Origin of the sequence: Rugamonas aquatica (assembly GCF_009380215.1) — a bacterium.
Lineage (GTDB): Bacteria > Pseudomonadota > Gammaproteobacteria > Burkholderiales > Burkholderiaceae_D > Rugamonas > Rugamonas aquatica_B.
This window is the reverse complement of sequence record NZ_WHUG01000014.1, coordinates 20855-45440: the sequence shown is the minus strand read 5'-3', so window position 1 is coordinate 45440 and position 24586 is coordinate 20855. Positions and strand designations below refer to the sequence as shown.

23 protein-coding genes are annotated in these 24586 nt (G+C 63.7%); 9 read left to right on the top strand and 14 right to left on the bottom strand.

The genetic code is table 11. From position 1 onward, the window contains the following. The first annotated feature begins 108 nt into the window (after positions 1–108). Entirely contained in the window at positions 109–1185 is a 1077-nt protein-coding gene (locus GEV02_RS25775; protein ID WP_152840780.1) for an extracellular catalytic domain type 2 short-chain-length polyhydroxyalkanoate depolymerase, read from the top strand. A gap of 18 nt (positions 1186–1203) precedes the next feature. Beyond that, on the top strand, positions 1204–1698 hold the full coding sequence (locus tag GEV02_RS25770; RefSeq protein WP_152840779.1) for a hypothetical protein: 495 nt from the start codon (positions 1204–1206) through the stop codon (positions 1696–1698). Here GEV02_RS25770 and GEV02_RS25765 read toward each other — a convergent pair. The 13 genes from GEV02_RS25765 to GEV02_RS25705 form a co-directional block, all read right to left on the bottom strand. Beyond that, a complete protein-coding gene (locus GEV02_RS25765; protein WP_152840778.1) occupies positions 1683–2213 on the bottom strand; it encodes a gamma carbonic anhydrase family protein in 531 nt (176 codons plus the stop codon). The two genes, GEV02_RS25770 and GEV02_RS25765, sit on opposite strands and share 16 nt — an antisense overlap. A gap of 5 nt (positions 2214–2218) precedes the next feature. Next, a complete protein-coding gene (locus tag GEV02_RS25760; protein WP_152840777.1) occupies positions 2219–2845 on the bottom strand; it encodes a glutathione S-transferase in 627 nt (208 codons plus the stop codon). A 14-nt stretch (positions 2846–2859) separates the two neighbouring features. Continuing rightward, a complete protein-coding gene (locus tag GEV02_RS25755) occupies positions 2860–3552 on the bottom strand; it encodes an aspartate/glutamate racemase family protein (protein ID WP_152840776.1) in 693 nt (230 codons plus the stop codon). Positions 3553–3629: 77 nt separating this feature from the next. Beyond that, positions 3630–4019 carry a VOC family protein gene (locus GEV02_RS25750; RefSeq protein WP_152840775.1) on the bottom strand — a complete coding sequence of 130 codons (390 nt, stop codon included), beginning with the start codon at positions 4017–4019 and terminating at the stop codon, positions 3630–3632. 47 nt (positions 4020–4066) lie between these two features. Next, complete coding sequence (locus GEV02_RS25745; RefSeq protein ID WP_152840774.1) at positions 4067–5263, bottom strand: hypothetical protein; 1197 nt, start codon at positions 5261–5263, stop codon at positions 4067–4069. A gap of 129 nt (positions 5264–5392) precedes the next feature. Next, entirely contained in the window at positions 5393–5704 is a 312-nt protein-coding gene (locus GEV02_RS25740; protein WP_152840773.1) for a DUF4124 domain-containing protein, read from the bottom strand. A 75-nt stretch (positions 5705–5779) separates the two neighbouring features. Beyond that, positions 5780–6694: a L,D-transpeptidase family protein gene (locus tag GEV02_RS25735; RefSeq protein WP_152840772.1), complete on the bottom strand. Its 915-nt coding sequence runs from the start codon at positions 6692–6694 to the stop codon at positions 5780–5782. Between the two features lie 168 nt (positions 6695–6862). After that, complete coding sequence (locus GEV02_RS25730) at positions 6863–7258, bottom strand: VOC family protein (RefSeq protein WP_152840771.1); 396 nt, start codon at positions 7256–7258, stop codon at positions 6863–6865. 4 nt (positions 7259–7262) lie between these two features. Continuing rightward, positions 7263–8060 carry an ABC transporter substrate-binding protein gene (locus tag GEV02_RS25725; RefSeq protein ID WP_152840770.1) on the bottom strand — a complete coding sequence of 266 codons (798 nt, stop codon included), beginning with the start codon at positions 8058–8060 and terminating at the stop codon, positions 7263–7265. 7 nt (positions 8061–8067) lie between these two features. Further along, positions 8068–8388, bottom strand: a complete 321-nt coding sequence (ftsB, locus tag GEV02_RS25720; RefSeq protein WP_152840769.1) for a cell division protein FtsB — start codon at positions 8386–8388, stop codon at positions 8068–8070. Positions 8389–8431: 43 nt separating this feature from the next. After that, on the bottom strand, positions 8432–9715 hold the full coding sequence (gene eno, locus GEV02_RS25715; protein ID WP_008451142.1) for a phosphopyruvate hydratase: 1284 nt from the start codon (positions 9713–9715) through the stop codon (positions 8432–8434). A 129-nt stretch (positions 9716–9844) separates the two neighbouring features. Then, a complete protein-coding gene (kdsA, locus tag GEV02_RS25710; protein WP_008451144.1) occupies positions 9845–10699 on the bottom strand; it encodes a 3-deoxy-8-phosphooctulonate synthase in 855 nt (284 codons plus the stop codon). Further along, positions 10696–12384 (bottom strand): CTP synthase, encoded by a 1689-nt coding sequence (locus GEV02_RS25705; RefSeq protein ID WP_152840768.1) that lies wholly within the window; start codon positions 12382–12384, stop codon positions 10696–10698. Before GEV02_RS25705 ends, kdsA begins: the two co-directional genes overlap by 4 nt. A gap of 223 nt (positions 12385–12607) precedes the next feature. Here GEV02_RS25705 and GEV02_RS25700 point away from each other — a divergent pair, with 223 nt between their 5' ends. Continuing rightward, positions 12608–13027 carry a PRC-barrel domain-containing protein gene (locus GEV02_RS25700; RefSeq protein ID WP_152840874.1) on the top strand — a complete coding sequence of 140 codons (420 nt, stop codon included), beginning with the start codon at positions 12608–12610 and terminating at the stop codon, positions 13025–13027. Next, positions 13027–13212, top strand: a complete 186-nt coding sequence (locus GEV02_RS25695; RefSeq protein ID WP_152840767.1) for a hypothetical protein — start codon at positions 13027–13029, stop codon at positions 13210–13212. The genes GEV02_RS25700 and GEV02_RS25695 overlap by 1 nt, the downstream gene beginning before the upstream one ends. Here GEV02_RS25695 and GEV02_RS25690 read toward each other — a convergent pair whose 3' ends face one another. Then, positions 13213–16377, bottom strand: a complete 3165-nt coding sequence (locus tag GEV02_RS25690) for an error-prone DNA polymerase (RefSeq protein WP_152840766.1) — start codon at positions 16375–16377, stop codon at positions 13213–13215. 235 nt (positions 16378–16612) lie between these two features. Between GEV02_RS25690 and GEV02_RS25685 the strand changes: the two genes are divergently transcribed. The 5 genes from GEV02_RS25685 to GEV02_RS25665 all read left to right on the top strand — a co-directional run bounded on the left by GEV02_RS25685 (position 16613) and on the right by GEV02_RS25665 (position 24405). Next, the gene (locus GEV02_RS25685; RefSeq protein ID WP_152840765.1) at positions 16613–19015 is read left to right on the top strand and encodes a TonB-dependent receptor plug domain-containing protein; all 2403 of its coding nucleotides are present in this window, start codon (positions 16613–16615) and stop codon (positions 19013–19015) included. 161 nt (positions 19016–19176) lie between these two features. Next, positions 19177–19617: a DUF2844 domain-containing protein gene (locus GEV02_RS25680; protein ID WP_235922946.1), complete on the top strand. Its 441-nt coding sequence runs from the start codon at positions 19177–19179 to the stop codon at positions 19615–19617. 10 nt (positions 19618–19627) lie between these two features. Continuing rightward, positions 19628–21409, top strand: coding sequence for a DUF3443 domain-containing protein (locus GEV02_RS25675; RefSeq protein WP_152840763.1), 1782 nt, complete (start codon positions 19628–19630; stop codon positions 21407–21409). Positions 21410–21496: 87 nt separating this feature from the next. After that, a complete protein-coding gene (locus GEV02_RS25670; protein WP_152840762.1) occupies positions 21497–23593 on the top strand; it encodes a bifunctional 2',3'-cyclic-nucleotide 2'-phosphodiesterase/3'-nucleotidase in 2097 nt (698 codons plus the stop codon). A 68-nt stretch (positions 23594–23661) separates the two neighbouring features. Beyond that, the gene (locus tag GEV02_RS25665; RefSeq protein WP_152840761.1) at positions 23662–24405 is read left to right on the top strand and encodes a tetratricopeptide repeat protein; all 744 of its coding nucleotides are present in this window, start codon (positions 23662–23664) and stop codon (positions 24403–24405) included. Positions 24406–24586 lie beyond the last annotated feature (181 nt).

Here is a 24586-nt window from a genome sequence, read left to right as displayed (position 1 = left end):
TTGATGAAGCTCAAGAGTCCGCCGTGAGGCGCACGCAGAATACCGCTTCTACCCCGGCCGGCAGGTACAGGCCAATTCCCCCGAAAAATTCATGACAGGAGGTCCACGATGGTTGCTAGTGCAGACGGGAAAATCGTTCAACTCGGATCGTATGCTGCGTCAAAGGGAAACAACTCCATCTCCGGCCTGTCGTCCGGCGCTTTCATGACCGTGCAGCTGCACCTGGCCCGCTCGGCCAGTTTCGCGGGCGCGGGCATCATCGCCGGCGGGCCGTTCCGCTGCGCCGAAACTTACCAGCCCAGCGGACTGGTGACGGCGGAAGATTCCCGCATCGAAAATTCCCTGTACATCTGCATGAACCCGCTGATCCCGCAAACCGGTCCCGACGCGCAACGCCTGGTCGAGATGGCGCGCGAAACCGCCCAGGCCGGCCTGATCGACGACATCGCCAACCTCGCCGACGACCGGCTCTACATCTTCACCGGCAGCGAGGATGACGTGGTCTATTCCGACGTCGTGGAGAGAACCCGCCAGTTCTACGAAATGCTGGGCGTGAAGCGCGACAACATCGCCTACCACGACGACGTGCCGGCCGGCCACAGCATCATCACGGACAACCCGGAAGATTCGGAATTGCAGACCAACCAGCCGCCCTACATCAACAACGGCGGCTTCATGCAATCCCACGACATCCTGCGCCATATCTACGGCGACCTGAAAGCGCCAGCCGAGCGCGCCACCGGCCAGCTGCTGCGCTTCGACCAGACGGAGTTTCTCGGTGAAGATGCGCCCTGGGCCAGCATGAGCCGCTTCGGCTATGCCTATATTCCATCCCGAGTGCTGGAAGGCGCCGTGCAAGCGCCGCGCGTGCATATCGCCCTGCACGGCTGCAAGCAAGGCTACAACTACACCGACTACGTCAACGGCCGCGCCGACATCGCCAGTCAGCCGCCGTACGGCAACCGCTACATCACGACGACGGGCTACAACAACATCGCCGAGAGCAACGACATCATCGTGCTCTATCCGCAAGCCGAAGGCACGGACAACGGCGCCATCCAGAATCCGGATGGCTGCTGGGATTGGTGGGGATACAGCAACAAGGACGCCGCGTCGCCGTACTATTCGCGCCATGCGGTGCAGATCAAGGCGATACACGCCATGCTTGACCGCCTTTGCGCTTGAGCGAACATGGAGAATGCAATGAGCAAATTTCCCATCACTACCCGCGTGAACGCCCTCGACGCATCAGGCTTCGTCGCCGAATCCGCCGCCATCGCATCGAATGCGATCGCACCGCTGGCGCATGCCGCGACCACGCAAAGGCTGATGCAGAAAGACGCCACGCACCTGGTCAACAACAGCGCCCTGACCCTGGCGCTGGCGGCGCGGCTGTGGGATCCGGTCGTCTGGAGCGAATGGACGCAGCTTCAGGCCGCCATCGTGCAGCGCCTGCATGCGCAGCATGAGAACTGGCACAAGGGCTGCGCCATCCTGATCGAGGACTATGGACAGCTACGGCAAGCCAACACCATGTCCAAGCTGGTGGAGAAGCAGAGCAACCTGATGTCGCAATCGGCCGACCTGATGACCAGCCAGGCCACCAATTTCGTGGCGCTGCTGGAGAACATCGACGTCGACTTTGGTTATTGGGCCAGCCAGAAACTGCAGCCCGCCGCCGATCAAGCCGCCAGGTAGTTGTTCTTCACGCGGACATAGTGCTCCGCCGAATATTTCAGATAAGCGATTTCTTCGGCGGTCAGCGCCCTCACCTTCTGCGCCGGGCGACCGACGTAGAGGTGGCCGCTTTCCAGCACCTTGCCTGGCGAGACCAGGCTGCCCGCGCCGACCATCACCTGGTCCTGCACGACCACATCGTCCATGATGATGGAGCCCATGCCGATCAGGCATTCATTGCCGATGGTGCAGCCGTGCAGCAGCACCGAGTGGCCGATGGTCACGTAGTCGCCGATGATGAGCGGCGAGCCGTCCGGCTTGGCGGCGTTCTTGTGCGAGACGTGGCCCATGGCGAAATCCTGCACATTGCTGCACTCGCCGATGACGATGCGGTTGACATCGCCACGCAGCACGGTGTTGCACCAGACCGAGCTGTCGCGGCCGATGCGCACGTCGCCGATCACTTGCGCGGACGCGTGCAGATAAATGTTTTCGCCCAGGACGGGGCTGGTGTTCAGATAGCTGGAGATGGGCATGTGTTTTAAGCGATGTAGGTGGTGTCGCCGTGCGGCGCGGCCTGGAAGGCTGGCAGCGCTTCGGCCTGGCGCGAGAATTCGGCTTGCAGCGGATAGCGGGATGCATCGACCACTTCCGGCAGCATCTGCTGCATGAAGTGCCAGGTGACGGCCGTCATCACGCCGGCATGGTCGAGCGCCGCCACCGACAGCGGATGGGCGCGCAGCTCGGCTTCCAGCGCGTCGAAGGCCGACAGCATCTGCGCGGTGACGCGGTCCACCCACGGCTGGTGCAGCTTCTCGGCCGGACGCACCATGCGCTCGTACACCAGTTGCACGCCCTTGTCGCAGGCGGCCAGCGCCAGCCCGAGCACGCGCAGCGAGCGCATCAGTTCGGTCGGCATCGACGGCGTCAGGCGGCTGACCGGCATGGCCAGCGCTTCCGCGTATTGCACGATCAGGGTCGAGTCCATCAGCACGGTGCCGTCGTCGGCCACCAGGGTCGGCGCCTTGACCACCGGATTGATCTGGCGGAATTGTTCGTAGGTGCTGAACACCGACAGCGATTGGTGTTCGAAGCGCACTCCCATCAACTGTAGCGTGACGGCCACGCGGCGCACGTATGGCGAATCCAGCATACCGATTAATTTCATGTTTTCTCCAATAATTAAGCCAGCGCCCATTCGGCGGCCTTGCGCGCGTGGATGGCGGTGGTGTCGAACAGCGGCACGGCGGCGTCCCGCTGCGCGACCAGCAACGAGATTTCTGTGCAGCCCAGTATGATAGCCTGCGCGCCCTGCTCCACCAAGCCAGCGATGATGCGGCGGTATTCGTCGCGCGAACTGTCGACGATGCGGCCCAGGCACAGTTCTTCGTAGATGATGCGGTGGACGATGTCGCGGTCGTGCTGCTCGGGCACCACCACGTCGAGGCCGTGGCGCTCGCGCAGACGGTCCTTGTAGAAGGCTTGCTCCATCGTGAAGCGCGTGCCCAGCAGGCCGATCTTGTGCAAGCCGGCGTGCTTGATCTCGGCGGCGGTCGGGTCGGCGATGTGGAACAGCGGGATGTCCACCGCCGCCTCGATGGCGGGTGCCACCTTGTGCATGGTGTTGGTGCACAGGACCAGGAAGTCCGCGCCGGCCGCGCGCAGCGAGCGCGCCGCATCGGCCAGCACGGCGCCGGCCGCGTCCCAGTCGCCGGCGTGCTGCAGGCGTTCGATTTCGTGGAAGTCCACGCTGTACAGCACCACCTTGGCCGAGTGCAGGCCGCCCAGATGCTGCTTCACCGTCTCGTTGATCTGGCGGTAGTAAGGTACCGTCGATTCCCAGCTCATGCCGCCTATCAGGCCTATCGTTTTCAACCGCGCTCCCTCCGCAAGACCGGCCTCGCGACGTGCGGACCCGGCCCGCAAGCATACACGCCGCCGGGTATTTTTGCTCAGGCCTCGGGGCGGGCGTAGCTGACGGTCAGGATTTCCCACTGGTGGCCGTCGGGCTGATTCCAATAGACGATGCTGCCGCCGTTGTAGCTGCCGATCTGGTTGTCGTTATCCGCAAACACCGAGCTGCGATAAGGGATGCCGGCGGCCTTGATGCGGCCGAGGATGGCGTCGAAGTCCGCCTGCTGCACGCGGAAGCAATAGTGCTGCAGCGGGATGGGTCCCGGCCACTGGTCGAAGTCGATGGTCAGGCTGTCGCTGACGAACACCGGCGCGAAGGGGCCGACGCCGGTGCTCGACCAGGGCACGTCCAGCAGTTCCGCCAGCTGCTTTGCCGCGGCGATCTTGTCGCGCACGGGTATCAACAAATGATCAAGATGGATAGTCATACGCACCTCCTGTTGTCATTTTAGCGTAGCGGAGCTCCGGACCATGCTTACGGCGCGAGATAAGCGGCAAGGCCAACAGTTGGAATGACCAGCTTGTAGTTGCCGGGCGTTTCGCGCAGTACTTCGACCTTGACGAGCGATGGCAGTTCCACACCCAATTCGGCCGCGATGGCCTTTTCCGGCTCGCTGATCAGTGCGCGGGCGAAGGCGGGGTCTGCGTAGAATTTACGTATCAGTCGCTTCTCCAATTCCTGCCGGGAGGTGCCTTCGAGCAGGTGGTTCCAAGCTTGGGCATGCTCCTGGTCTTGCGGCGACAAGACGGCCGGGGCCGCGGACCAGACGGAGCCAGGCCAGTTTAGTATCAAATCGGTTCCCGGAATTTTCCATTGGGTAAACACCTCGAAACGGTTTGCAATGCCCAGCGGATTGGTAACCGTACCAAACTGGTTGTCTCGGAACAGCCACGCGCACAGATCCGGCGCGGCCCATCCATTCGACGTCCTGAGGCCGAATTGCGAGTACTGTATGCCGTCCAAAGGATCTTTGCAGCAATTTGTAGTGAAGGCGTGGCGTGACGCGAAATAGCTGTAGGTTTTTTTGCCGATGCTGTCAGCGCCGAACTGCGCGAATTGGGCGTCGGTCTCCCCAGTCAGAAACGGGGTCGCCGGCTGGGTAGTGACCAGCGCGATATGGAACTTCTGGCCGATGGTGATGCGCGTCGTTTCATACCAGGACTTGTTGATGATGGCGTCTGTTATTTTCTGGAATTTCGGATCAGACTTGGCAGGCAGGGTCACTTTGGGATCGCCCAAGCTGGAGACCGGCGCGCTATGCTGATTCAGCGGATTGGTATAACTCTTGTTCCAGTAGGCGGCCGGATCGGCATGGATGAGCGACAGATCGTCATTGGCCTGCAGGAAAGTCTGGTCCATGCGCAGCCACAGCGAGCCAAACGTGGATTTCAGGCTGGGCGGCTCGTCCGGGCCGGAGTAAGCGCCGAAGAACGTGCCGAGGAAGGTGCCGAAGATACCCGCGCCTGGGAAATCAAGCAGTCCGATGCAAGTGAACACCGCAGTGAAAAACGTGGACAGTTCTTTCTGCCCAGGATCCGGCGAGGCATCCTGCGACAGCTCCTGGTAGACCCCGTTGAGGACGTCCTGCATGTAGTCGTGCACATGGTTGGTCAGGTCCATCAGGTTGCTGATATTTTCCTTCACTTGCGCCAGTTGCTCAGGTGTCGCCATGGTAGTCCCTTTCAAAAGGTTATCCAAAAAACAACGATGAGCGTTGATTGTAGCCCGGCGACCGTGTCCATGCCAGCGACATAAACGAGCCTGCTGTGTTTGCGCCACACGACCCCACACAACTAGCAGTCAGGACTGGCGCTCCCCCACCTGCTCGTGCGCGACCTGTCGGCGCGGTCGGAAGCCGGGGGCCAGCAGCTTGTATTGCAGGCGCTGCCTGAACTCGGCGTCGCGCTGCTGCCAGGTCGGGCCATGGGCTTGCGGCGCCGGCAGCACGGTCGGCTGGCCGTTCATCTTCAACTCAGCGATGGGCAAATCGCCGGCATCGTCCTTGTTGTCGGTGTAGTGGATGCGGCCCTGGGCGTCGGCCCATTTGTAGACTTGCGCGTGGCCGGCGGCGCTGGCGCAGAGCAAGGTGATGGTCAGTAGTAAGCGGGTCATGGAGGATTGTTCTCATGAAGAATCGACGGCCCGATTGTACAAAAAATTTCCTTTTGGAAATCTATTGAAATGTCACTACTCTTGCAATAACACCACCGCGCCGCGCGCGATGGAGTGGACCACGGCCATCACGTCCCAGTTGGTGAGGCGGATGCAGCCGTGCGACTGGGTCTTGCCGATCTTGCCTGGCTCGGGCGTGCCGTGGATGCCGTAGTGTTCCTTGCTCAGTTCTATCCACGCGACGCCGACCGGGTTGTTGGGGCCGGCCGCGAGGCGGGCCTTGGCGTCGCCCGCCCTGGCGTCCCAGAACAGCTTGGGGTTGTAGCGGTATTCGGGATCGGTGGCGACGCCGCGCACCTGCCAGCGGCCTTCGGGCAGCGGGTCGTGCTTGCTGCCTGTGCTGGCGGGGAATTGCGCGAACGGCATGCCGCCCGCGTCGAGCAGCGTCAGCGTGCCGTCCTTCGCATCGACCAGGATGGAGCTGGCTTTCGGCAGCGGCTTGGCGGCGGCCACGTTGGGAACGGTGATGCGGGTGCCGGCGCGCGTCAGCGATTTGCCGGGGTTGAGGCGGCGCAGCAGGTCGGGGCTGGAGTGGAAGCGCTCGCCCAGCGCTTCGGCCAGGCTGGCGTAGCCCAGCGCGGGCAGCTTGGACTTGGCCATCATGCCGGCCGGGATGGGCGTGTAGGGTCCGGCGATGTCTTGTGCGGTGATGGTGTAGCTGTCCAGCACGGGCGCCTGGTCGCGCTCCAGCTCAGTCCAGGTGGCGGCATCGACCACGCCAGTCAGCGGCAGCTGGTGCAGCTTCTGGAAGCCGCGTATGGCCTGGCGCATATTGCTGCCGTAGGCGGCGTCCATTTCGCCGGTGGAAAAGTGTGCGCGGTCCAGCAGCACTTGTGCGCGCAGCACTTCCGGGCCGTGCGCCTTCGGGCCGACGGTGGCTGCGCCGGCTGTGCCAGCCGCCAGCAATGCGACAAAAAATAAGACTCTCAAGCCAGACTCGAATAACGTAAGGGGTGCTTATTCTAGCTTATGCGTATTCACCGAGGCGGTTCACAAGACTGGCTTTGCATCAATGGCGGCCGACGCGCAGCGCGGCGGCATGGAAGGCGCCGGCGAGCGCGAGATCGCGCACGCCGAAGGAAATGTGATGCAGCATAGTCAGGATTCCAGTTGTTGTGCGACTTCCCAGCTATGGCCTGCGGGGTCGACAAAGTTAGCGGTGCGCATGCCCCAGGGGCGGTTGACGGGGCCTGCCAGAATGGTAACACCGCGCTGCCGCAATTGGGCGCAGACCGCATCCACATCCGGCACCCAGATGCTGATCTGGAAGCGCGAGCCGGCGTCGCGCGGCGCCACCACGCCTGGAGCGATGATCTCCGGCGCGCTCCCCACATGCAGCAGGTTGATGATGAGCTGCTCGAACTTCAGCGCCGCCGATACCGCATCCTCATACACCACCGGCACGCCGAACACGTCGACATAAAACGCCTTGGCCGCCGCCACGTCTTCGACGAACAGGCTGATGGCGCTGAGTTGGTGCAAGGGATTGCTCATGGCTTCACTCCGGTTTGCGGTATTTTTGCATGACGTCGCCGAGGCGGCCGCGGTGCGCGTCCAGCCAGCTCCACAGCGCTTCGACCTGGTCATGATGGGCGCGGTAGTAGCCGGCGTTGAACGCCAGCCACAGCCGCGTGTTAATCAAGGGCTGCGGCAACTGCACCACCGCGCCGTGATAGCGTTTCAGCGTCAAGGCCAGATGCTCGGGCTTGACCAGGTTGACCACCACGCCGTCCACCCGCCCCAGCTTGAGCTTCTCGATATTGCGCTCCAGGTCGCGGGCGCCGTCGTCGATGGTCAGGCCGGCTTCGCGCAGGCGCGCATTGTAGGAGTTGCCTTGCGGCGAACCCAGCACCTTGCCGCGGAAGTAGTCATTGGGATTGGCGCTGGACGGTATCTTGTCCTTGACGCGCACCAGCACCACCACCGTGTTGTGCAGCGCGCGGTTGCGGTCGACGTGGCCGTCCTTGTCGCGCGGCAGCGCGATCTCGGCGGCATAACTGGGTTGTTCGGCCAGCGGCGTCATGTCGATGTCGCCCGCCTCCAGCGCCACCCGCAGGCGCGCCACCGGCAAGCGCACCAGCGTCGGCAGGCAGTTGAAGCCGGAACCCATGACGGCGTTGCGTATCAGGTCCACCGCCGCGCCGGGCGGTTCAGGCACTTGCTCGCCCTCGCCCATCCAGTAAGGCGGCCGGTTCTGGTCCATATAGCCGACCCGCAGCGGCGTGCAAACACCGGCACTCTGTGCCAGCGGAGTAAGCGTGGCCAACATCAGCAGTATGCCAGCGCGGATCGCCATGGAAGAATCAGTGGTCGGAAGGTTTGGGCGCCAGCGGCGGCAGCGCAGCGGCCTGGCCCTTGCCGACGATCTGGATGAAGATTTCGTTTTGCTTAATCATGCTGAGCTCGTAGCGAGCACGCTCCTCCACTGCGCCGGTGCCGTCCTTGAGGTCGCGCACTTCGGAGTCGAGCTTGGCGTTGCGGGCGATCAGTTCCGCGTTTTTCTTGTGGGCCGTATCAACCTGGCCTTCGAAGTCTTTCACGCGCAGCCACCCGCCCTTCCCCAGCCAGAGCGGGTACTGTATCAACAACAGCAGGGCTGTCAGTGCGAGGGTGATCAGACGCATGGAGTGAACAGCGGCCGGAAGTAATCCGGCCGCGCTTGCTTAATTACTTCAGATTATAGAACGCGTCGCGGCCCGGGTAGGAAGCGATATCGCCCAGATCTTCTTCGATACGCAGCAGCTGGTTGTACTTGGCCATGCGGTCCGAACGCGACATCGAGCCGGTCTTGATCTGCAGGGCGTTCAGGCCAACAGCGATATCGGCGATGGTCGAATCTTCGGTTTCGCCCGAACGGTGCGAGATCACGGCGGTGTAGCCGGCGCGCTTGGCCATTTCGATGGCGGCGAAGGTTTCGGTCAGGGTGCCGATCTGGTTAATCTTGATCAGGATCGAGTTGGCGATGCCTTTCGAGATGCCTTCTTTCAGGATCTTGGTGTTGGTGACGTACAGGTCGTCGCCCACCAGCTGGATCTTCTTGCCCAATTCCTTGGTCAGGATCGCCCAGCCGTCCCAGTCGCCTTCGTGCATCGCGTCTTCGATCGAGATGATCGGGTACTTATCGCACCAGGTCGCCAGCAGGTTGGTGAACTCGGTGGCGGTCAGGCTCAAGCCCTCGCCTTCCAGCTCGTACTTGCCGTCCTTGTAGAACTCGGAAGCAGCGCAGTCCAGGCCGATGGCGATCTGGGTGCCTGGCTCGTAGCCGGCTTCTTCGATCGCCTGGATAATCAGCTTGATCGCTTCTTCATGGTTGGCCAGCGATGGCGCGAAACCGCCTTCGTCGCCCACGGCGGTGCTCAGACCCTTCTTGTGCAGGATCTTTTTCAGCGTGTGGAACACTTCGGCGCCGTAGCGGACCGCTTCCTTGAAGGAAGGTGCGCCAACTGGAATGATCATGAATTCCTGGATGTCCAGGTTGTTGTCGGCGTGCGCGCCGCCGTTGATGACGTTCATCATCGGCACTGGCAGTTGCATCGCGCCCGAACCGCCGAAGTAGCGGTACAGCGGCAGGCCGGCTTCTTCAGCGGCGGCTTTGGCGACAGCCATCGACACGGCCAGCATGGCGTTGGCGCCCAGGCGTGCCTTGTTTTCGGTGCCGTCCAGGTCGATCAGAGTGCGGTCCAGGAAAGCTTGCTCATTGGCGTCCAGGCCCATGATGGCTTCCGAGATTTCGGTGTTGATGTTCTCGCAGGCTTGCAGCACGCCCTTGCCGAAGTAACGCTTCGGATCGCCGTCGCGCAGTTCGATCGCTTCGCGCGAACCGGTCGATGCACCCGACGGTACAGCAGCGCGGCCCATGACGCCGGATTCCAGCAGCACGTCGCATTCGACGGTAGGATTGCCGCGCGAGTCGATGATTTCACGGCCGATAATGTCAACAATAGCACTCATGTCATTCTCCAAAGTTAGGCGATGCGAAGTCGCTACGCGTTCTGATGCGCGTTGCGGACGAAATAACGGGAATTGTACCCGGCGCAGGCGGAGCCATCATACGAAAACCCGTACGCCAGGTATGCTGCATTAGTTGAAGCTGTTTTCCAGGAAGCCAGCTTTTTTGGTGATACGGTCCAGCTCGATCAGCGTGGACAGCAACTCCTTCATGCGACCCAGCGGCACGGCGTTCGGGCCGTCCGACAGGGCTTCTGCAGGGTTGGGATGCGTTTCCATGAACAAGCCGGCCACGCCGACGGCCACGGCCGCGCGCGACAGCACCGGCACCATTTCACGCATGCCACCGGACGACGTGCCGTTACCGCCTGGCAGTTGCACCGAATGGGTCGCATCGAACACCACAGGGCAGTTCGATTCGCGCATGATGGCCAGCGAACGCATGTCCGAGACCAGGTTGTTGTAGCCGAAGGAGGCGCCGCGCTCGCAGGCCATGAAGTTGTCTTCGTTCAGACCCTTGGCCTTGGCGGCCAGGCGGGCTTTGTCGATGACGTTCTTCATGTCGTGCGGGGCGAGGAACTGGCCCTTCTTGATGTTGACCGGCAGGCCGGACTCGGCGCAGGCGACGATGAAGTCGGTCTGGCGGCAGAGGAAGGCCGGGGTTTGCAGCACGTCGACCACCGCCGATACTTCGGCGATTTCATCGATCGAGTGCACGTCGGTCAGCACCGGCACGCCCAGTTCGCGTTTGACGTCGCCCAGGATCTCCAGGCCCTTGTCGCGGCCCGGACCACGGTACGAGGTACCGGAGGAACGATTGGCCTTGTCGAACGAGGACTTGTAGATGAACGGGATGCCCAGCGCGGCCGTCATTTCCTTCAGCGCGCCGGCGGTGTCGAACGCCATCTGGCGCGATTCGATCACGCAGGTGCCGGCGATCAGGAAGAACGGCTGGTCGAGGCCAACGTCAAATCCGCACAGTTTCATGCTGCATCTCCTTGCAGTGCATCGTCGACAGCATGCAGGCGGGAACCGCCGGCGGCCTTGTGGGCCAGTGCTGCCTTGATGTAGGACGTGAACAGCGGATGGCCGTCACGCGGGGTCGATTTGAATTCAGGGTGGTACTGCACGCCCATGTACCAAGGGTGCGAGTTCTCGCCGGTGCGCGGCAGTTCCATGATTTCGCACAGGTCTTCGGTCGGGGTACGGGCCGCGACCACCAGGCCGGCCGCTTCCACGCGCGGCAGGTAGTGGTTGTTGGCTTCGTAGCGGTGACGGTGACGCTCGGTGACGACCGCGCCGTAGATTTCCGACGCCAGCGTGCCCGGCTTGATGGCGCAGGTTTGCGCGCCCAGGCGCATGGTGCCGCCCAGGTCGGAGTTCTCGTCGCGCTTCTCGACCTTGCCGTCCTGGCCTTGCCACTCGTCGATCAGGGCGACCACAGGCTGCGCGGTGTCCAGGTCGAACTCGGTGGAGTTGGCGGTGGTCAGGCCGGCCTTGTGGCGGGCGTATTCGATCAGCGCCACCTGCATGCCGAGGCAGATGCCCAGGTAAGGGATCTTGTTTTCACGGGCGAACTGGGCGGCCATGATCTTGCCTTCCACGCCGCGCTTGCCGAAGCCGCCCGGTACCAGGATGGCGTCGTACTTGCCCAGCGCGGCGCAGCCGGTGGTCTCGATCTCTTCCGAGTCGATGTACTCGATGTTGACCTTGGATTCGTTGTGGATGCCGGCGTGGCGCAGCGCTTCGGTCAGCGACTTGTACGACTCGGTCAGTTCCACATACTTGCCGACCATGCCGATCGACACTTCGCTCTTCGGATGCTCCAGCGTGTAGATCAAACGGCTCCAGACCGACAGGTCGGCCGGGGCCGGGTTCAGGTCCAGCGCTTCGCAGATGATCGCGTCCAGGCCCTGGTCGTGCAGCATCTGCGGCACTTTGTAGATGGTGTCGACGTCCCACACGGAAATGACGGCCTGCTCTTCGATGTTCGAGAACAGCGAGATCTTGGCGCGTTCGTCTTCCGGGATGGCGCGGTCGGCGCGGCACAGCAGTGCGTTCGGCGAGATGCCGATTTCGCGCAGCTTCTGCACCGAGTGCTGGGTAGGCTTGGTCTTCAGCTCGCCGGCGGAGGCGATGAACGGCACCAGCGTCAGGTGGACGAAGGCGGTGTTCTTGCGGCCAGCGCGCAGGCTCAGCTGACGCGCGGCTTCCAGGAACGGCAGCGATTCGATATCGCCCACGGTACCGCCGATTTCGCACAGGGCCACGTCGTAGCCTTCGGCGCCGCGACGGATGTAGTCCTGGATTTCGTTGGTGATGTGAGGGATGACCTGCACGGTCTTGCCCAGGTACTCGCCGCGGCGTTCCTTGCGGATCACCGATTCGTAGATCTGGCCGGTGGTGAAGTTGTTCACCTTTTTCATGCGGGTGGAAATGAAGCGCTCGTAGTGGCCGAGGTCGAGGTCGGTTTCGGCCCCGTCGTCGGTGACGAATACTTCACCGTGCTGCATAGGGCTCATCGTGCCAGGATCGACGTTGATGTACGGGTCGAGCTTGAGCATGGTGACTTTGAGGCCGCGCGATTCGAGGATCGCGGCGAGAGAGGCGGCGGCAATCCCTTTACCAAGGGAAGACACGACGCCGCCAGTGACGAAGACAAATTTGGTCATTGCAGATGGTGCCGAACGGCACGTGCGGGAAATTGAAATTATACCCTAAAACGTCCGATTCTTCACCTTCCTGCCCGGAAAAATCCTCAACCGGGCGGGAAACTCCTATGAGGGAAAGTGCAAAAACAGCCAGCTTGCCTATCCGTCAGCACGGTGTTTCACCGTACAGACCGCCACCCGTGGGCAGGCAAAAATGACAACTCAATCAAACAGGGAGGTCATGATGAACTACGAAGAACTCGATGCCTTGGGCATGTATGTGGACAACGGCCATAAAGGCCCCGGTCCGGAACTGATGGGCGCCGACACGCTGATCGGCAACCATGTGCACAATCTGAAGGACGATCACCTGGGCGAGATCAAGGAGATCATGCTCGACATGCGCACCGGCAACATCGCCTATGCGGTGATGTCGTACGGCGGCGTGTTCACCATCGGCGAAAAACTGTTCGCCGTGCCTTGGGAAGCACTGACGCTGGATACGATCAACAAGCGCTTCACGCTGAACCTGGACAAGGAGCGCATCGAAAACGCCCCGGGCTTCGATACCGACCACTGGCCGAACATGGCCAACCAGACCTGGGCCAGCCAGATCCACACCTACTACGGTACCAGCGGCAACCGTAGCGCGGACATCCGATAATGTTTGCCGCCATCATCGTGCTGGTGGGAACGGCCGCCGTTGGCGGCCTTGCCGCCAGCTGGCTTTTCCGCCACTACTTCCGCCGCCCGCAGCGCCGGCAGACGGGCGTGCCCGTCATGCTGGGCAGCTGGTCGGACGGACACGAATCAACGGTGGCGGTACATTTGCGGCGCGGACAGCGCTAATCAGCAGAAATCGCGGCTGATGGTCGGCAGCCGTCCCAGCAGGTGGGACATGTCGACCAGCCGTTTGGCGACCAGGTGGCGCACCACGCCCTCCTGCTGCCAGACGCCATACACACCCAGCAGCGGCGCGCTCAATACCTCGCGCCGCTGCTGCTCGACCAGCGCCGGCCAGATGATGACGTTGACGTTGCCGGTCTCGTCCTCCAGCGTAATGAACAGCACGCCCTTGGCCGTGCCGGGGCGCTGCCGCACCGTGACCATGCCGCAGGCGCGCGCCAGCATGCCGTTGGTGTAGGTATTCAGCGTGGCGGCCGGCAGGAAACGGTGCTCCAGCAGCCTGGCCCGCAGCAGCGCCAGCGGATGGCGGCCCAGGGTCAGGCCGTGCGAGCGGTAGTCGCCCAGGATTTCCTCGCCTTCCGTCGGCGGTTTCAGCACGGGGATGTCTTCGTCCGGCATGGTCGGCCGCAGCAAATCCTTGTCCGGCACGGCGCCGACCGCCTGCCACAAGGCTTGCCTGCGATTGCCCGACAGCTGATGCAGGGCGTTGCCGCCGGCTAGTACTTGCAGATCGTGGCGCTCCAGGTCCGCGCGCCGCGCCATGTCGGCGACGCTGGCGAAAGGGCGCTCGGCCCGCGCCTGCTCAATGCGGGCGGCCGCTTCGGCGCGCATGCCCTTCAACATCGACAGCCCCAGGCGCACCGCCGGCTGGCCGCGCCTGCCCACCCGCTCTTCCAGCGAGGTATCCCAGCCGCTGATGGTGACATCGATTTCGCGCACCTGCACGCCGTGGCGTTTGGCGTCCTGCACCAGTTGCGACGGGCTGTAGAAACCCATCGGCTGGCTGTTCAGCAGCGCGCACAGGAAGGCGGCCGGTTCGTGGCACTTGAGCCAGGAACTGGCATAGGTCAGCAAGGCGAAGCTGGCGGAATGCGATTCGGGGAAACCGTATTCGCCGAAGCCTTCAATTTGCTTGCAGATCGCGTCGGCGAAATCAGCCTCGTAGCCGCGCTCGCGCATGCCGTCCTTGATGCGCTGCTCGTATTTGTCCACGCCGCCCTTGCGCTTCCACGCGGCCATCGCGCGCCGCAACTGGTCAGCCTCGCCCTCGGTGAAGCCGGCGGCGATGACGGCGATCTGCATGACCTGCTCCTGGAAAATCGGCACACCCAGCGTGCGGCCCAGCGCTTCCTTCAGCCTCGGCGGATAGTGGATTTCCTCGCGCCGCATGCGCCGCTGCAGATACGGATGCACCATGCCGCCCTGGATCGGCCCCGGCCGCACGATCGCCACTTCGATCACCAGATCGTAAAACTCCCGGGGACGCAGACGCGGCAGCATGCTCATCTGCGCGCGCGATTCGATCTGGAACACGCCGATGGTGTCGGCCTCGCACATCATGTCGTAGGTGGCGGGGTCTTCCTTGGGGATGTCCTGCATCCTGAACGGCTCGCCGCGCTGCGCGCTCACCAGCTCCAGCGCGCGCCGCAGCGCCGACAGCATGCCCAGAGCCAGCACGTCCACCTTCATCAGGCCCAGCTCTTCCAGATCGTCCTTGTCCCACTGGATCACGCAGCGCCCCTCCATCGTGGCGGCCTCGATCGGCACCAGCCGCGACAGTTTGTCGTGCGAGATGACGAAGCCGCCCGGATGCTGCGACAGATGGCGCGGGAAGCCAAGCAGGCTGATCGCCAGCGCGGCCCATTGCTGCGCCAGTTGCGATTCGGGGTCCAGTCCGCACTCGGCCAGACGGCCCAGCAGGTCGTTGCGGCTGTCGAACCAGTGGTGGGCCTTGGCCACCTTCTCGACGATGGCCAGGTCCACGCCCAGCGCCTTGCCGCTGTCACGCAGCGCGCTCTTCGGACGATAGCTGATGACGACGGCCGCCAGCGCGGCGCGGTCGGCACCGTATTTTTGGTAGATGTACTGGATCACCTCCTCACGCCGCTGGTGCTCGAAGTCGACATCGATGTCGGGCGGTTCATTGCGCTCCCGGGAAATGAAGCGCCCCGTCAGCATATTGCTGCGCTCGGGATCGACCTCGGTCACGCCGAGGCAATAGCAGACCACCGAGTTGGCCGCCGATCCCCTGCCCTGGCACAGTATGCCCTGGGAGCGGGCAAAGCGAACGATGTCGTAAACCGTCAGGAAGTAAGGCTCGTACTTCAGCTCCGCAATCAGCTCCAGTTCCTTCTCGATCTGGTCGCGCACCTTGACGGACAAGCCCGCCGGAAAGCGTCCCTGCGCGCCGGCATACACTTCCTGCCGCAGATAGCTGGCCGGCGTCTGGCCTTGCGGCACCAGCTCGCGCGGGTATTCGTAGCGCAGCTGGTTGAGATTGAACTCGCACCGCTCCATGATGCTAATCGTTTCCGCCAGCGCCTGCGGCGGATACAGGTTCGCCAGCCGCAGCCGCGAGCGCAGATGCTGCTCGGCGTTCTGCGCCAGCGCGTAACCACACTCCCCCACCGGCTTGCCGACGCGCACCGCGCACAAGGTATCGTGCAGCGGCTTGCGCGAACGCACATGCATGCAGACATGACCGACCGCCACCACCCGCATGCCGTGCTGCAAAGCCACCTCGTCAATGCTGAGCCGGTGCGCCTCGTCAAACGCGCGCTGGAGCAGACTCAGCCCCATCCAGCTGCGGCCGGGAAAGTTAGCCTCCATCCACGCCGCCTGCGCGTGCAGGCGGTCGACATCGTCCGGCTGGAAGGCCGGGTAATGCGGCAGCAAGATCATCAGGCAACCGGGCAAGCCCTTCAGGTGTGCATGGGCGGCAGGCGGCGCGGTCAGGTCGGCAGGCGTGAGCAGATAGCTGCCCTTGGCGACGCGGTTGCGGCCTATCGTGATGAGCTCGCAGAGATTGCCGTAGCCTTCGCGGTCCTGCGCCAGCGCGATCAGCGACAGCGCCGGGCTGCCGTCCGGGTTCTTCAGGTGGAAATGGCTGCCGATCAGCAGCGGCAGATTGGCAGCCTTGGCCTGCGCGTGCGCGCGCACCACGCCGGCCAGCGAGCATTCGTCGGTGATCGCCAGGCCGGCGTAATCGAGCTGCACGGCGCGCGCGACCAGCTCCTCGGCGCTGGACGCGCTCTGGAGGAAGGAAAAATTGGTCAGGCAAAACAGCTCGGCATAAGCCGGCAAGCCCTGGGCGGAGGATGGACCCATGATTTTTAACTGTGTTTTTATACAGTATAATACACCCTGCGCGCCGTTCAACCATGAACAAACTTAATAGTGGGTGCCGGCGGTTTTATTGGCTAAAACTATGGTTCTACGTAGCACTACGCAGAGCCTGCGCGGCAAAAACAACAGTAAATAAAGTTTGGCTGCAAAATTGTCAGAAAAATCATTTCCTTATGAACTATTTGAATAGAATCAAATTTTTCACGGGAGAGAAAACTTGTTCGCAACCACGCCTTTACGTCATGCCGTACTGCTCAGCCTGTACGGTGCAGCAGCCCTGAGCTTCGCCCCCTCCGCCTTCGCGCAGACCGCCCCTGAAGCCAAGCAGGAAACCCAGATACAGTCGGTCAGCGTGGTCGGTTCGCGCCGCGCGGCCAGTTCGTCCACCGACACCGTCGTGCCGGTCGATATCATCCCGATGAGCAAGACCACAGAACAAGGCGGCCAGTTCGACCTGGCGCAAACGCTGACCTATATCTCGCCATCGTTCAACTCGACCCGCCAGAGCGGCTCCGACGGCGCCGACCTGGTCGACTCCGCCGCGCTGCGCGGCCTCGGCTCCGACCAGACCCTGGTGCTGGTCAACGGCAAGCGCCGCCACACCACCGCGCTGGTCAACCTGTTCGGCGCCCGCAACCGCGGCAACACCGGCACCGACATGAACACCATTCCGCTGCTGGCGATTAAGGACGTGCAGGTGCTGCGTGACGGCGCCGCCGCCCAGTACGGCTCGGACGCCATCGCCGGCGTGATCGACATCGGCCTGAAGAAGAGCAAGGGCTGCGAAGCCATCGCCGGCTTCAGCGAATACTCCAAGCGCGACGGCAAGAACTACCTGACCTCGGCCTACTGCGGCTTCGAGATCGGCAGCGGCGGCGTGCTCGGCATCACCGGCGAGTACCTGGACCGTGGCCGCTCCAACCGCGCCGACGCCGGCAACCCGCGCATCATCGGCGACACCAAGACCAAGAACCAGTCGCTGTACCTGAACGGCGAACTGCCGACCACCGGCACGGGCAAGCTCTACTTCACCGCCGGCGCCCAGACCCGCGATGCATCGAGCGCCGCGTTCGCGCGCGGCGGCGTCGGTTCCGACGACATCCCGAGCCGCAACTCGGCCGCCATGTACCCGAACGGCTTCGTGCCCTTCATCAATGCCGACATCGACGACCGCTACGCCACCGTCGGCCATCGCGGCACCGTGGGCGACTGGAATATGGACGTGTCGCAGACCTACGGCTACAACAAGATGAAGTACAACATCAGCCACACGATCAACGCCTCGATCGCCAACAAGGATCTGCTGGCCGGCGGCAAGGGCATCAGCCCGGACCGTTTCGACGCCGGCGGTTTCTCGTTCCAGCAGCTGACCACCAACCTCGACCTGAACCACTACTACGACGGCCTGGTCGGTGACGGCCTGAACGTCGCCTTCGGCGGCGAGTACCGCAGCGAGAATTACAAGATCTTCGCCGGCGAACCGGGCTCGTACAACGACGTCGACGGCATCGGCTTCGGCGGCAACGCCGGCAGCCAGGGCTTCCCCGGCTTCCAGCCTGGCGACCAGGTCAACGCCAAGCGCCACAGCACCGCCGCCTACCTCGACCTGGAAGCTGACCTGAGCAAGACCGTCAAGCTGCAGGGCGCGCTGCGCTACGAGAAGTTCAGCGACTTCGGCTCGACCGTCACCGGCAAGCTGGCCGGCAGCGTGCGCGTGGCCGACAGCGTGCTGCTGCGCGGCTCGGCCAGCACCGGCTTCCGCGCGCCGTCGCTGCAGCAGGTGTATTTCTCGTCCACCTTCACCGATTTCATCGGCGGCGTGGCCACCGACGTGGTGCTGGCGCCGAACGGCGGCACCGTCGCCAACGCGGCCGGCATTCCGAAGCTGAAGGAAGAGAAGTCGACCAGCTTCACGCTGGGCTCGACCTGGACGCCGAACGCCGCCGTCTCCGTCACCGCCGACCTGTACAACATCAAGATCAAGGACCGCATCGTGCTGTCGGGCCGCTTCAATGCCGACACCTATCCAGCCCTGGCCGAGCGCCTGGCCAAGCTGGGCGTGGGCGAAGCGCAGTTCTTCGTCAACTCGGTCGACACCAAGACCCAGGGCCTGGACCTGACCGCGTCGCACAAGACCAACTTCGGTCCCAACAAGCTGACCACCTTCCTGGCGCTCAACGTCAGCAAGACGGAAGTGACCGGCATCCATGCGCCGGCATCGCTGAAGGGCTTCGAGGATGTGCTGCTGTCGGAGAAGGAACGCCTGTACATCGAGCAAGGCGCGCCGCGCTCGAAGGCCACGCTGGGCTTCGACTATGTGACCGGCCCGTGGGAAAGCGATCTGAAGATCATCCACTTCGGCCCGCAGACGCTGGGCACCTTCGACGGTACGGCAGCCGGCGTGCCTAACCAGCACTACGAGTCGAAGACCTCGGCCGACCTGAGCTTCACCTACACCATCAACAAGAACATGAAGTTCACCTTCGGCGGCAACAACATCTTCAACGTCAAGCCAACGACGCAGAACCCGGACCAGACCGACAACGGTTTCAAGTATGAGAGCGTGCAGTTCGGCCTGAACGGCGCTTCCTACTTCGGCCGTCTGTACGTCAAGTTCTAAGCTTGCTGCGGTGAGCATCGACGGCGCCTGCGGGCGCCGTTTTCGTTTCCGGCGACACGTAACGTTTGCTTACATCTCGCTAACGCCATCCAACCCGGCACCGTTCTACACTGCCTGCATCTTAGGCACAGGAGCGGACGATGCGCCGGGCATTCTTACTCATGTTGGTACTCTCGCTGCTGCAAGGCGCGCTCGCCTATGCCGCGCTGGGCAGTTCTCCATCCAACTTCGGCACGACGCCCGTGCGGCAGGGCGCACGCTCGCTGGCCGCAGCAGCCGGCGACAGTGCGGCGGTCTACACCGTCAGCCAGAGCACGCTCGACAGCGGCACCGTGGTGCGCGAGTACATGAACGCCGACGGCGTGGTGTTCGCCGTCAGCTGGAACGGCCCCGCCCTGCCCGACCTGCGCACGCTGCTGGGCGACAAGTTCGCTGTGCTGACCGCCACGGCCGCCAAGCGCCCCAAGGCCGGCCACTCGCAACTGGCGGTCGAGCAGCAGGATGTGGTGATCGTCTCCGGCGGCCACATGCGCGCCTACGCCGGCCATGCGTGGATGCCGGGCGCGCTGCCGGCCGGTTTCGACACCAGCGTCATCGAATAGGGAGTTGCGCATGCCACCTTCCCTCACCTCCGGCCGGCTGCTGCATCGCGCCGGCGCGGCGCTGCTGGCCGCCTCCAGCTCGACCTGCTTCACCTACCTGGCCGGTGCGCTGCTGGCGCTGATACTGAGCGCCTGCGGCGGCGGTGGCGGCGACAGCAGCACCGTCGCCAGCACCGCCACCGCGCAGGCTGCGGCCGCCGTCACGCCGGTGGTCAGCATCAGCGCCACGCCGACCGCCACCACCGTCGGCCAGGTCATCACGCTGAGCTGGAGCGTCAGCAACCCCGGCACCAACGGCTGCGCCGCGTCCGGCGCGTGGAGCGGCGCGCTGGACAACAGCGGCACGCAGACCGTCACGGCGGGCGCGGCCGGCAGCGCCTACTACACCGTCACTTGCAGCGGCGTCAGCAAGACGACCAGCGTGGTCATCAGCACGCCGCCGCCTTCGCCCACGGTCAACATCACGCTGGCGCCGGCCAGCATCACCACCGCGCAGAGCTCGGTGCTGAGCTGGTCGTCGGCTAACGCCGGCACTTGCACCGCCAGCGGCGCGTGGAGCGGCGCCAAGGCCACCTCGGGCTCGGTCAACATCGTGCCCAACGCGGCCGGCAACTTTGTCTACACCTTGTCGTGCAGCGGCGACGGCGGCACCGCCAATGCCAGCGCCGCGCTGAGCGTGACCGCGCCGCTGAGCAACAGCACCGCCATCATCGTCGACAGCGGCCCGACCGGCGTCAACGGCGCGATCAACATCCCCTACGTCAGCGTGACGGTGTGCAGGCCCGGCACCAGCACCTGCCAGACCATCGACCACGTGCTGCTCGACACCGGCTCCTACGGCCTGCGCCTGCTGGCCCCGCTCGACGCGGCGCTGAAGCTGCCGGCCGTCACCACGCCATCCGGCGCCGACGCCGGCGAGTGCGGCAAGTTCATCAGCGGCTACACCTGGGGCGCGGTGCGCCAGGCCGATGTGCGCATGGCCGATGAACAGGCGGCCGGCATTTCCATCCAGGTCATCGGCGACGGCGGCGCCAATTACGCGGCCACGCCGTCCAGTTGCAGCAGCGCCGGCAACAACCTCGGCACGCTGGCGGCCATGGGCGCCAAGGGCATACTCGGCGTCGGCCTGTTCAAGCAGGATTGCGGCGACAGCTGCGCCAGGTCGGCGGTCGGCGGCGCCTACTACGCCTGCACCGCCAACGGCTGCACGGCCAGCAGCATGCCGCTGGCGTCGCAGGTCAGCAACCCGGTGGCCTCGTTCGCGGTCAACAACAACGGCGTGCTGGTGGTGCTGCCCGGCGTCGGCACGGCCGGTTTGACCTCGGTAAGCGGCACGCTGATCTTCGGCGTCAACACCCAGGCCAACAACGCCATCGCCGGTGAAACGCTGTTCAAGACCAATAGCAGCGGCGACTTCAGCACCACCTACAAGGGCAAGACCTACGCGTCCAGCTTCATCGACAGCGGCTCCAACGGCTACTTCTTCAGCGACAGCACGATACGCACCTGCTCGGGCGGCGATTTCTACTGCCCCGCATCCACGCTGTCGCTCAGCGCCGTCAACGCCGCCGCCGACGGCAGCGCCAGCGGCACCATCAACTTCAACGTCGCCAACCTGGTGCAGCTGGCGTCCACCATCTCGGCGGCGCAGGTCGGCGGCACGGTGGGCACGGCCACCGCCGCCGGCAGCTACTTCGACTGGGGCCTGCCCTTCTTCTACGGCCGCCGCGTGTTCGTCGTGATGGAGGGCGCCACCGTCAACGGCAAGCCGGGACCGCTCTGGGCTTACTAGCATTTAATTGTTTGTGTTTTGTCACGGCTATGTCATCTGCGTTGGGTACAGTCGCCACCTTGAATTTTCTTAATCTTTGAGGTCTCGATGAAACTAAATCTGGTGATGTTGGCTGCGATGACGGCAGCTGGTCTGGTCGGTTGCGGCGGCGATTACACGCCTCCTCCGGCGATCCCGGAAGGCACGACCGTCACCGTGGCGTTGATGGAAACCACCGACATCCACGCCAACGTGATGAGCTACAACTACTATTCGCTGGCCGAAGACACCAGCCTGGGCCTGGAGCGCACCTCGACCCTGGTCAGCGCCGCCCGCACCGAGAATCCGAACAACGTGCTGCTGGACGACGGCGATGTCATCCAGGGCACCCTGCTGGGCGACCTGCAAGCCGCGACCAAGCCTATCGCCTGCACCGACACGCTGGCCGTGCACAAAGTCATGAACGCCATGAAGTACGACGGCGGCGGCTTCGGCAACCACGAGTTCAACTACGGCCTGCCACTGCTGAGTCAGATCACCAATACCGACTTCGGCATTCCCGGCGTCGCCAAGCCGACCGGCACCTGCGGCGCGCCAACCTTCCCGCTGGTGCTGACCAACGTCACCGGCGTGGCCAGCAACAAGCCTATCGTGCAGCCATACACGCTGCTGCCGCGCACCTTCTCGGCCACCAAGCCGGACGGCAGCAAGCTCGACGTCAAGATGAACATCGGCATCATGAGCTTCGTGCCGCCGCAGATCCTGGACTGGGACCAGAAAAACCTGGCCGGCAAAGTCGCCGTGACCGGCGTGCAGGAAGCGGCCAAGCAGTACGTGCCTGAAATGCGCAGCAAAGGCGCCGACCTGGTGGTGGCGCTGTCGCACGGCGGCCTGGACCCAAGCGCCTACAGCCCGAAAATGGAAAACGGCAGCTATCACCTGACCACCACCGGCATCGACGCGCTGCTGATCGGCCACTCGCACCTGATCTTCCCGAAAGGTAAAGAGACCGGCGCGGCGGCACTGGATCCATCGTTCGCCGCCTTCCCGGCCAGCGCCAAGATCGACGCCGTCAACGGCTTCGTCAACGGCGTGCCGACCGTGATGGCGCAGAGCTGGGGCCGTCGCCTGGGCATCATCAAGATGACGCTGGTCTACACCGGCGGCAAGTGGGTGGTGCAGCAAGATAAGACCAGCGTGGAATCGCGCGGCTTCAAGTACACCGACGGCGCCACCATCGTCAAGGCCGACCCGGCCATCGCCCCCATCATCGCCACCGAGCACGCGGCCACCATCGCCTACGCCAAGCAGCCGCTGGGCGTGACCACCGACTTCGAGATGTCGGCCTACTTCGCCCTGGTTGGCGACGTCAGCGCGATCCAGCTGGTCAACCAGGCGCAGCTGGACTACGTGAAGAAATTCATCGCCGCCAGCACCGACGCGACCATCGCCAGCTACAAGAACATTCCGGTGATCTCGTGCAGCGCGCCGTTCAAGGCTGGCCGCAACGGCGCCTCGGACTTCACCGACGTCGCGCCGGGCGCCAGCGCTGCCGCGCCGGTCGGCCTGCAGGTGCGCAATCCGGGCGACCTCTACCTGTACAGCAACAATAACCTGCAGGCGGTGAAGATCAAGGGTTCCGACCTGAAGGCCTGGCTGGAAACGGCGGCCAAGCAGTTCGGCCAGATCGATCCAACCAAGACCACCGAGCAGGATCTGGTACCGTCGTACGGCACGATCTACAATTACGACGTGTTCTACGCCGAGAACAATGCGCTGACCTATCAGATCGACGTGACCAAGCCGGCAGGCAGCCGCATCGTCAACCTGACCTACCTGGGCAAGGCAGTGGCCGATGGTGACGACTTCATCGTCGCCACCAACGACTACCGCGCGGGCGGCGGCGGCGCCGTGCCTGGCATCGACGGCAGCAAGACCATCATCAAATCGCCGGACGCCAACCAGACCGTGGTCAGCAACTACCTGACGGCGCAAGGCGCGGCCAGCGGCAAGGTCACGCTGGCGGCCAACGGCAGCGCGCGCAGCTGGAGCTTCGTCAAGGTGGCGACGGCAGGTCCGGTGATCCTGCGTTCGGCGCCTGGCCATCTGGCATTGGCGAAGAGCAGCGGCATCACCACCGTCACGACTGAAGGCGCGACGGATGCGAACGGCTTCGCCAAGTACGCGGTGGATCTGAGCAAGTAAGTCTGAGCAAAAAAAGCGTGGTGCGCGGGGCCGGCGACGCCGGCTCCGCTTATCGTGAGGTCCATATCATGCAAGTTAAAAATTATCCCGGTGTCGCGCTGATCGCTGTGCTGGCCGGCGTGTTCCTGTTCGGCTGCCAGCTGCAACAGGAAAAGCCGACCTCGGCGCAAATCGAAACGGTGGGCATGAAAGCCATGCAGCAAGCCGACGCCAGTGCCGAGCGCAAGCTGATGTCATGGTCGGCGCAGCAGATGCCGGTGGCGCAGCGCGAGCTGGCGTTGCTGTATCAAACCCGTCCCGATCAGCGGGCCGACGCGCTCAAGCTGTTCGAGCAAGCCGCGCGCGGCGGCGATGTCGATGCCGCCTTCCAGTTGGGCGAGATGTTGCGCGTGGGCGTGGTCGGCGTGAAGGCGGCGCCTGCAGCGGCGGCGCCGTGGTACGCGATGGCGGCCGGGCAGCATCATGCCAGGGCCGCGCTGGTGTTGGGCATGCTGTACAAAAACGGCGACGGCGTCGCGCGCGACGATGCGCAGGCCGCGCACTGGCTGAACGCCGCCAGCGAGCTGGGCAATCCGCATGCGATGTTCCTGCTGTCGAACATCTACCAGGAAGGCCGAGGTGTAGCGCAAGACACGGCCCGCGCCCGCCACCTGCTGGAAGAAGCCGCCGAACACGAATATCCGCCGGCGATCCAGGAGCTGGCGATGACGGTGCAACTGGGCGACGCCCTGAGTCCCAAAGACGAACGCCGCGCCGGCTACCTGCTCAAGGAAGCCGCCGAACACCGTCACAACAACTGGAATCGCTTTTAAGAACCCGGGGTCAGGTCCCCCATTTCTACACGACCTCGACCGTTTGCCATGCTATGGTTGGGTTCGTGTAGAAATGGGGGACCTGACCCCGGATGGTTGAGCAACGCACAGACCGCCATCGTTCGCGCTCCTAGACTGGGTAAGCAGTATCCCCCCTATCATTCGCCACGCAAGGAGCCGA

Coding starts and splice junctions, on each gene's coding strand:
- GEV02_RS25775 (WP_152840780.1), top strand. CDS start 109: ATGGTTGCTAGTGCAGACGGGAAAATCGTTCAACTCGGATCGTATGCT.
- GEV02_RS25770 (WP_152840779.1), top strand. CDS start 1,204: ATGAGCAAATTTCCCATCACTACCCGCGTGAACGCCCTCGACGCATCA.
- GEV02_RS25765 (WP_152840778.1), bottom strand. CDS start 2,213: ATGCCCATCTCCAGCTATCTGAACACCAGCCCCGTCCTGGGCGAAAAC.
- GEV02_RS25760 (WP_152840777.1), bottom strand. CDS start 2,845: ATGAAATTAATCGGTATGCTGGATTCGCCATACGTGCGCCGCGTGGCC.
- GEV02_RS25750 (WP_152840775.1), bottom strand. CDS start 4,019: ATGACTATCCATCTTGATCATTTGTTGATACCCGTGCGCGACAAGATC.
- GEV02_RS25745 (WP_152840774.1), bottom strand. CDS start 5,263: ATGGCGACACCTGAGCAACTGGCGCAAGTGAAGGAAAATATCAGCAAC.
- GEV02_RS25740 (WP_152840773.1), bottom strand. CDS start 5,704: ATGACCCGCTTACTACTGACCATCACCTTGCTCTGCGCCAGCGCCGCC.
- GEV02_RS25730 (WP_152840771.1), bottom strand. CDS start 7,258: ATGAGCAATCCCTTGCACCAACTCAGCGCCATCAGCCTGTTCGTCGAA.
- GEV02_RS25725 (WP_152840770.1), bottom strand. CDS start 8,060: ATGGCGATCCGCGCTGGCATACTGCTGATGTTGGCCACGCTTACTCCG.
- ftsB (WP_152840769.1), bottom strand. CDS start 8,388: ATGCGTCTGATCACCCTCGCACTGACAGCCCTGCTGTTGTTGATACAG.
- eno (WP_008451142.1), bottom strand. CDS start 9,715: ATGAGTGCTATTGTTGACATTATCGGCCGTGAAATCATCGACTCGCGC.
- kdsA (WP_008451144.1), bottom strand. CDS start 10,699: ATGAAACTGTGCGGATTTGACGTTGGCCTCGACCAGCCGTTCTTCCTG.
- GEV02_RS25705 (WP_152840768.1), bottom strand. CDS start 12,384: ATGACCAAATTTGTCTTCGTCACTGGCGGCGTCGTGTCTTCCCTTGGT.
- GEV02_RS25700 (WP_152840874.1), top strand. CDS start 12,608: ATGAACTACGAAGAACTCGATGCCTTGGGCATGTATGTGGACAACGGC.
- GEV02_RS25695 (WP_152840767.1), top strand. CDS start 13,027: ATGTTTGCCGCCATCATCGTGCTGGTGGGAACGGCCGCCGTTGGCGGC.
- GEV02_RS25690 (WP_152840766.1), bottom strand. CDS start 16,377: ATGGGTCCATCCTCCGCCCAGGGCTTGCCGGCTTATGCCGAGCTGTTT.
- GEV02_RS25680 (WP_235922946.1), top strand. CDS start 19,177: ATGTTGGTACTCTCGCTGCTGCAAGGCGCGCTCGCCTATGCCGCGCTG.
- GEV02_RS25675 (WP_152840763.1), top strand. CDS start 19,628: ATGCCACCTTCCCTCACCTCCGGCCGGCTGCTGCATCGCGCCGGCGCG.
- GEV02_RS25670 (WP_152840762.1), top strand. CDS start 21,497: ATGAAACTAAATCTGGTGATGTTGGCTGCGATGACGGCAGCTGGTCTG.
- GEV02_RS25665 (WP_152840761.1), top strand. CDS start 23,662: ATGCAAGTTAAAAATTATCCCGGTGTCGCGCTGATCGCTGTGCTGGCC.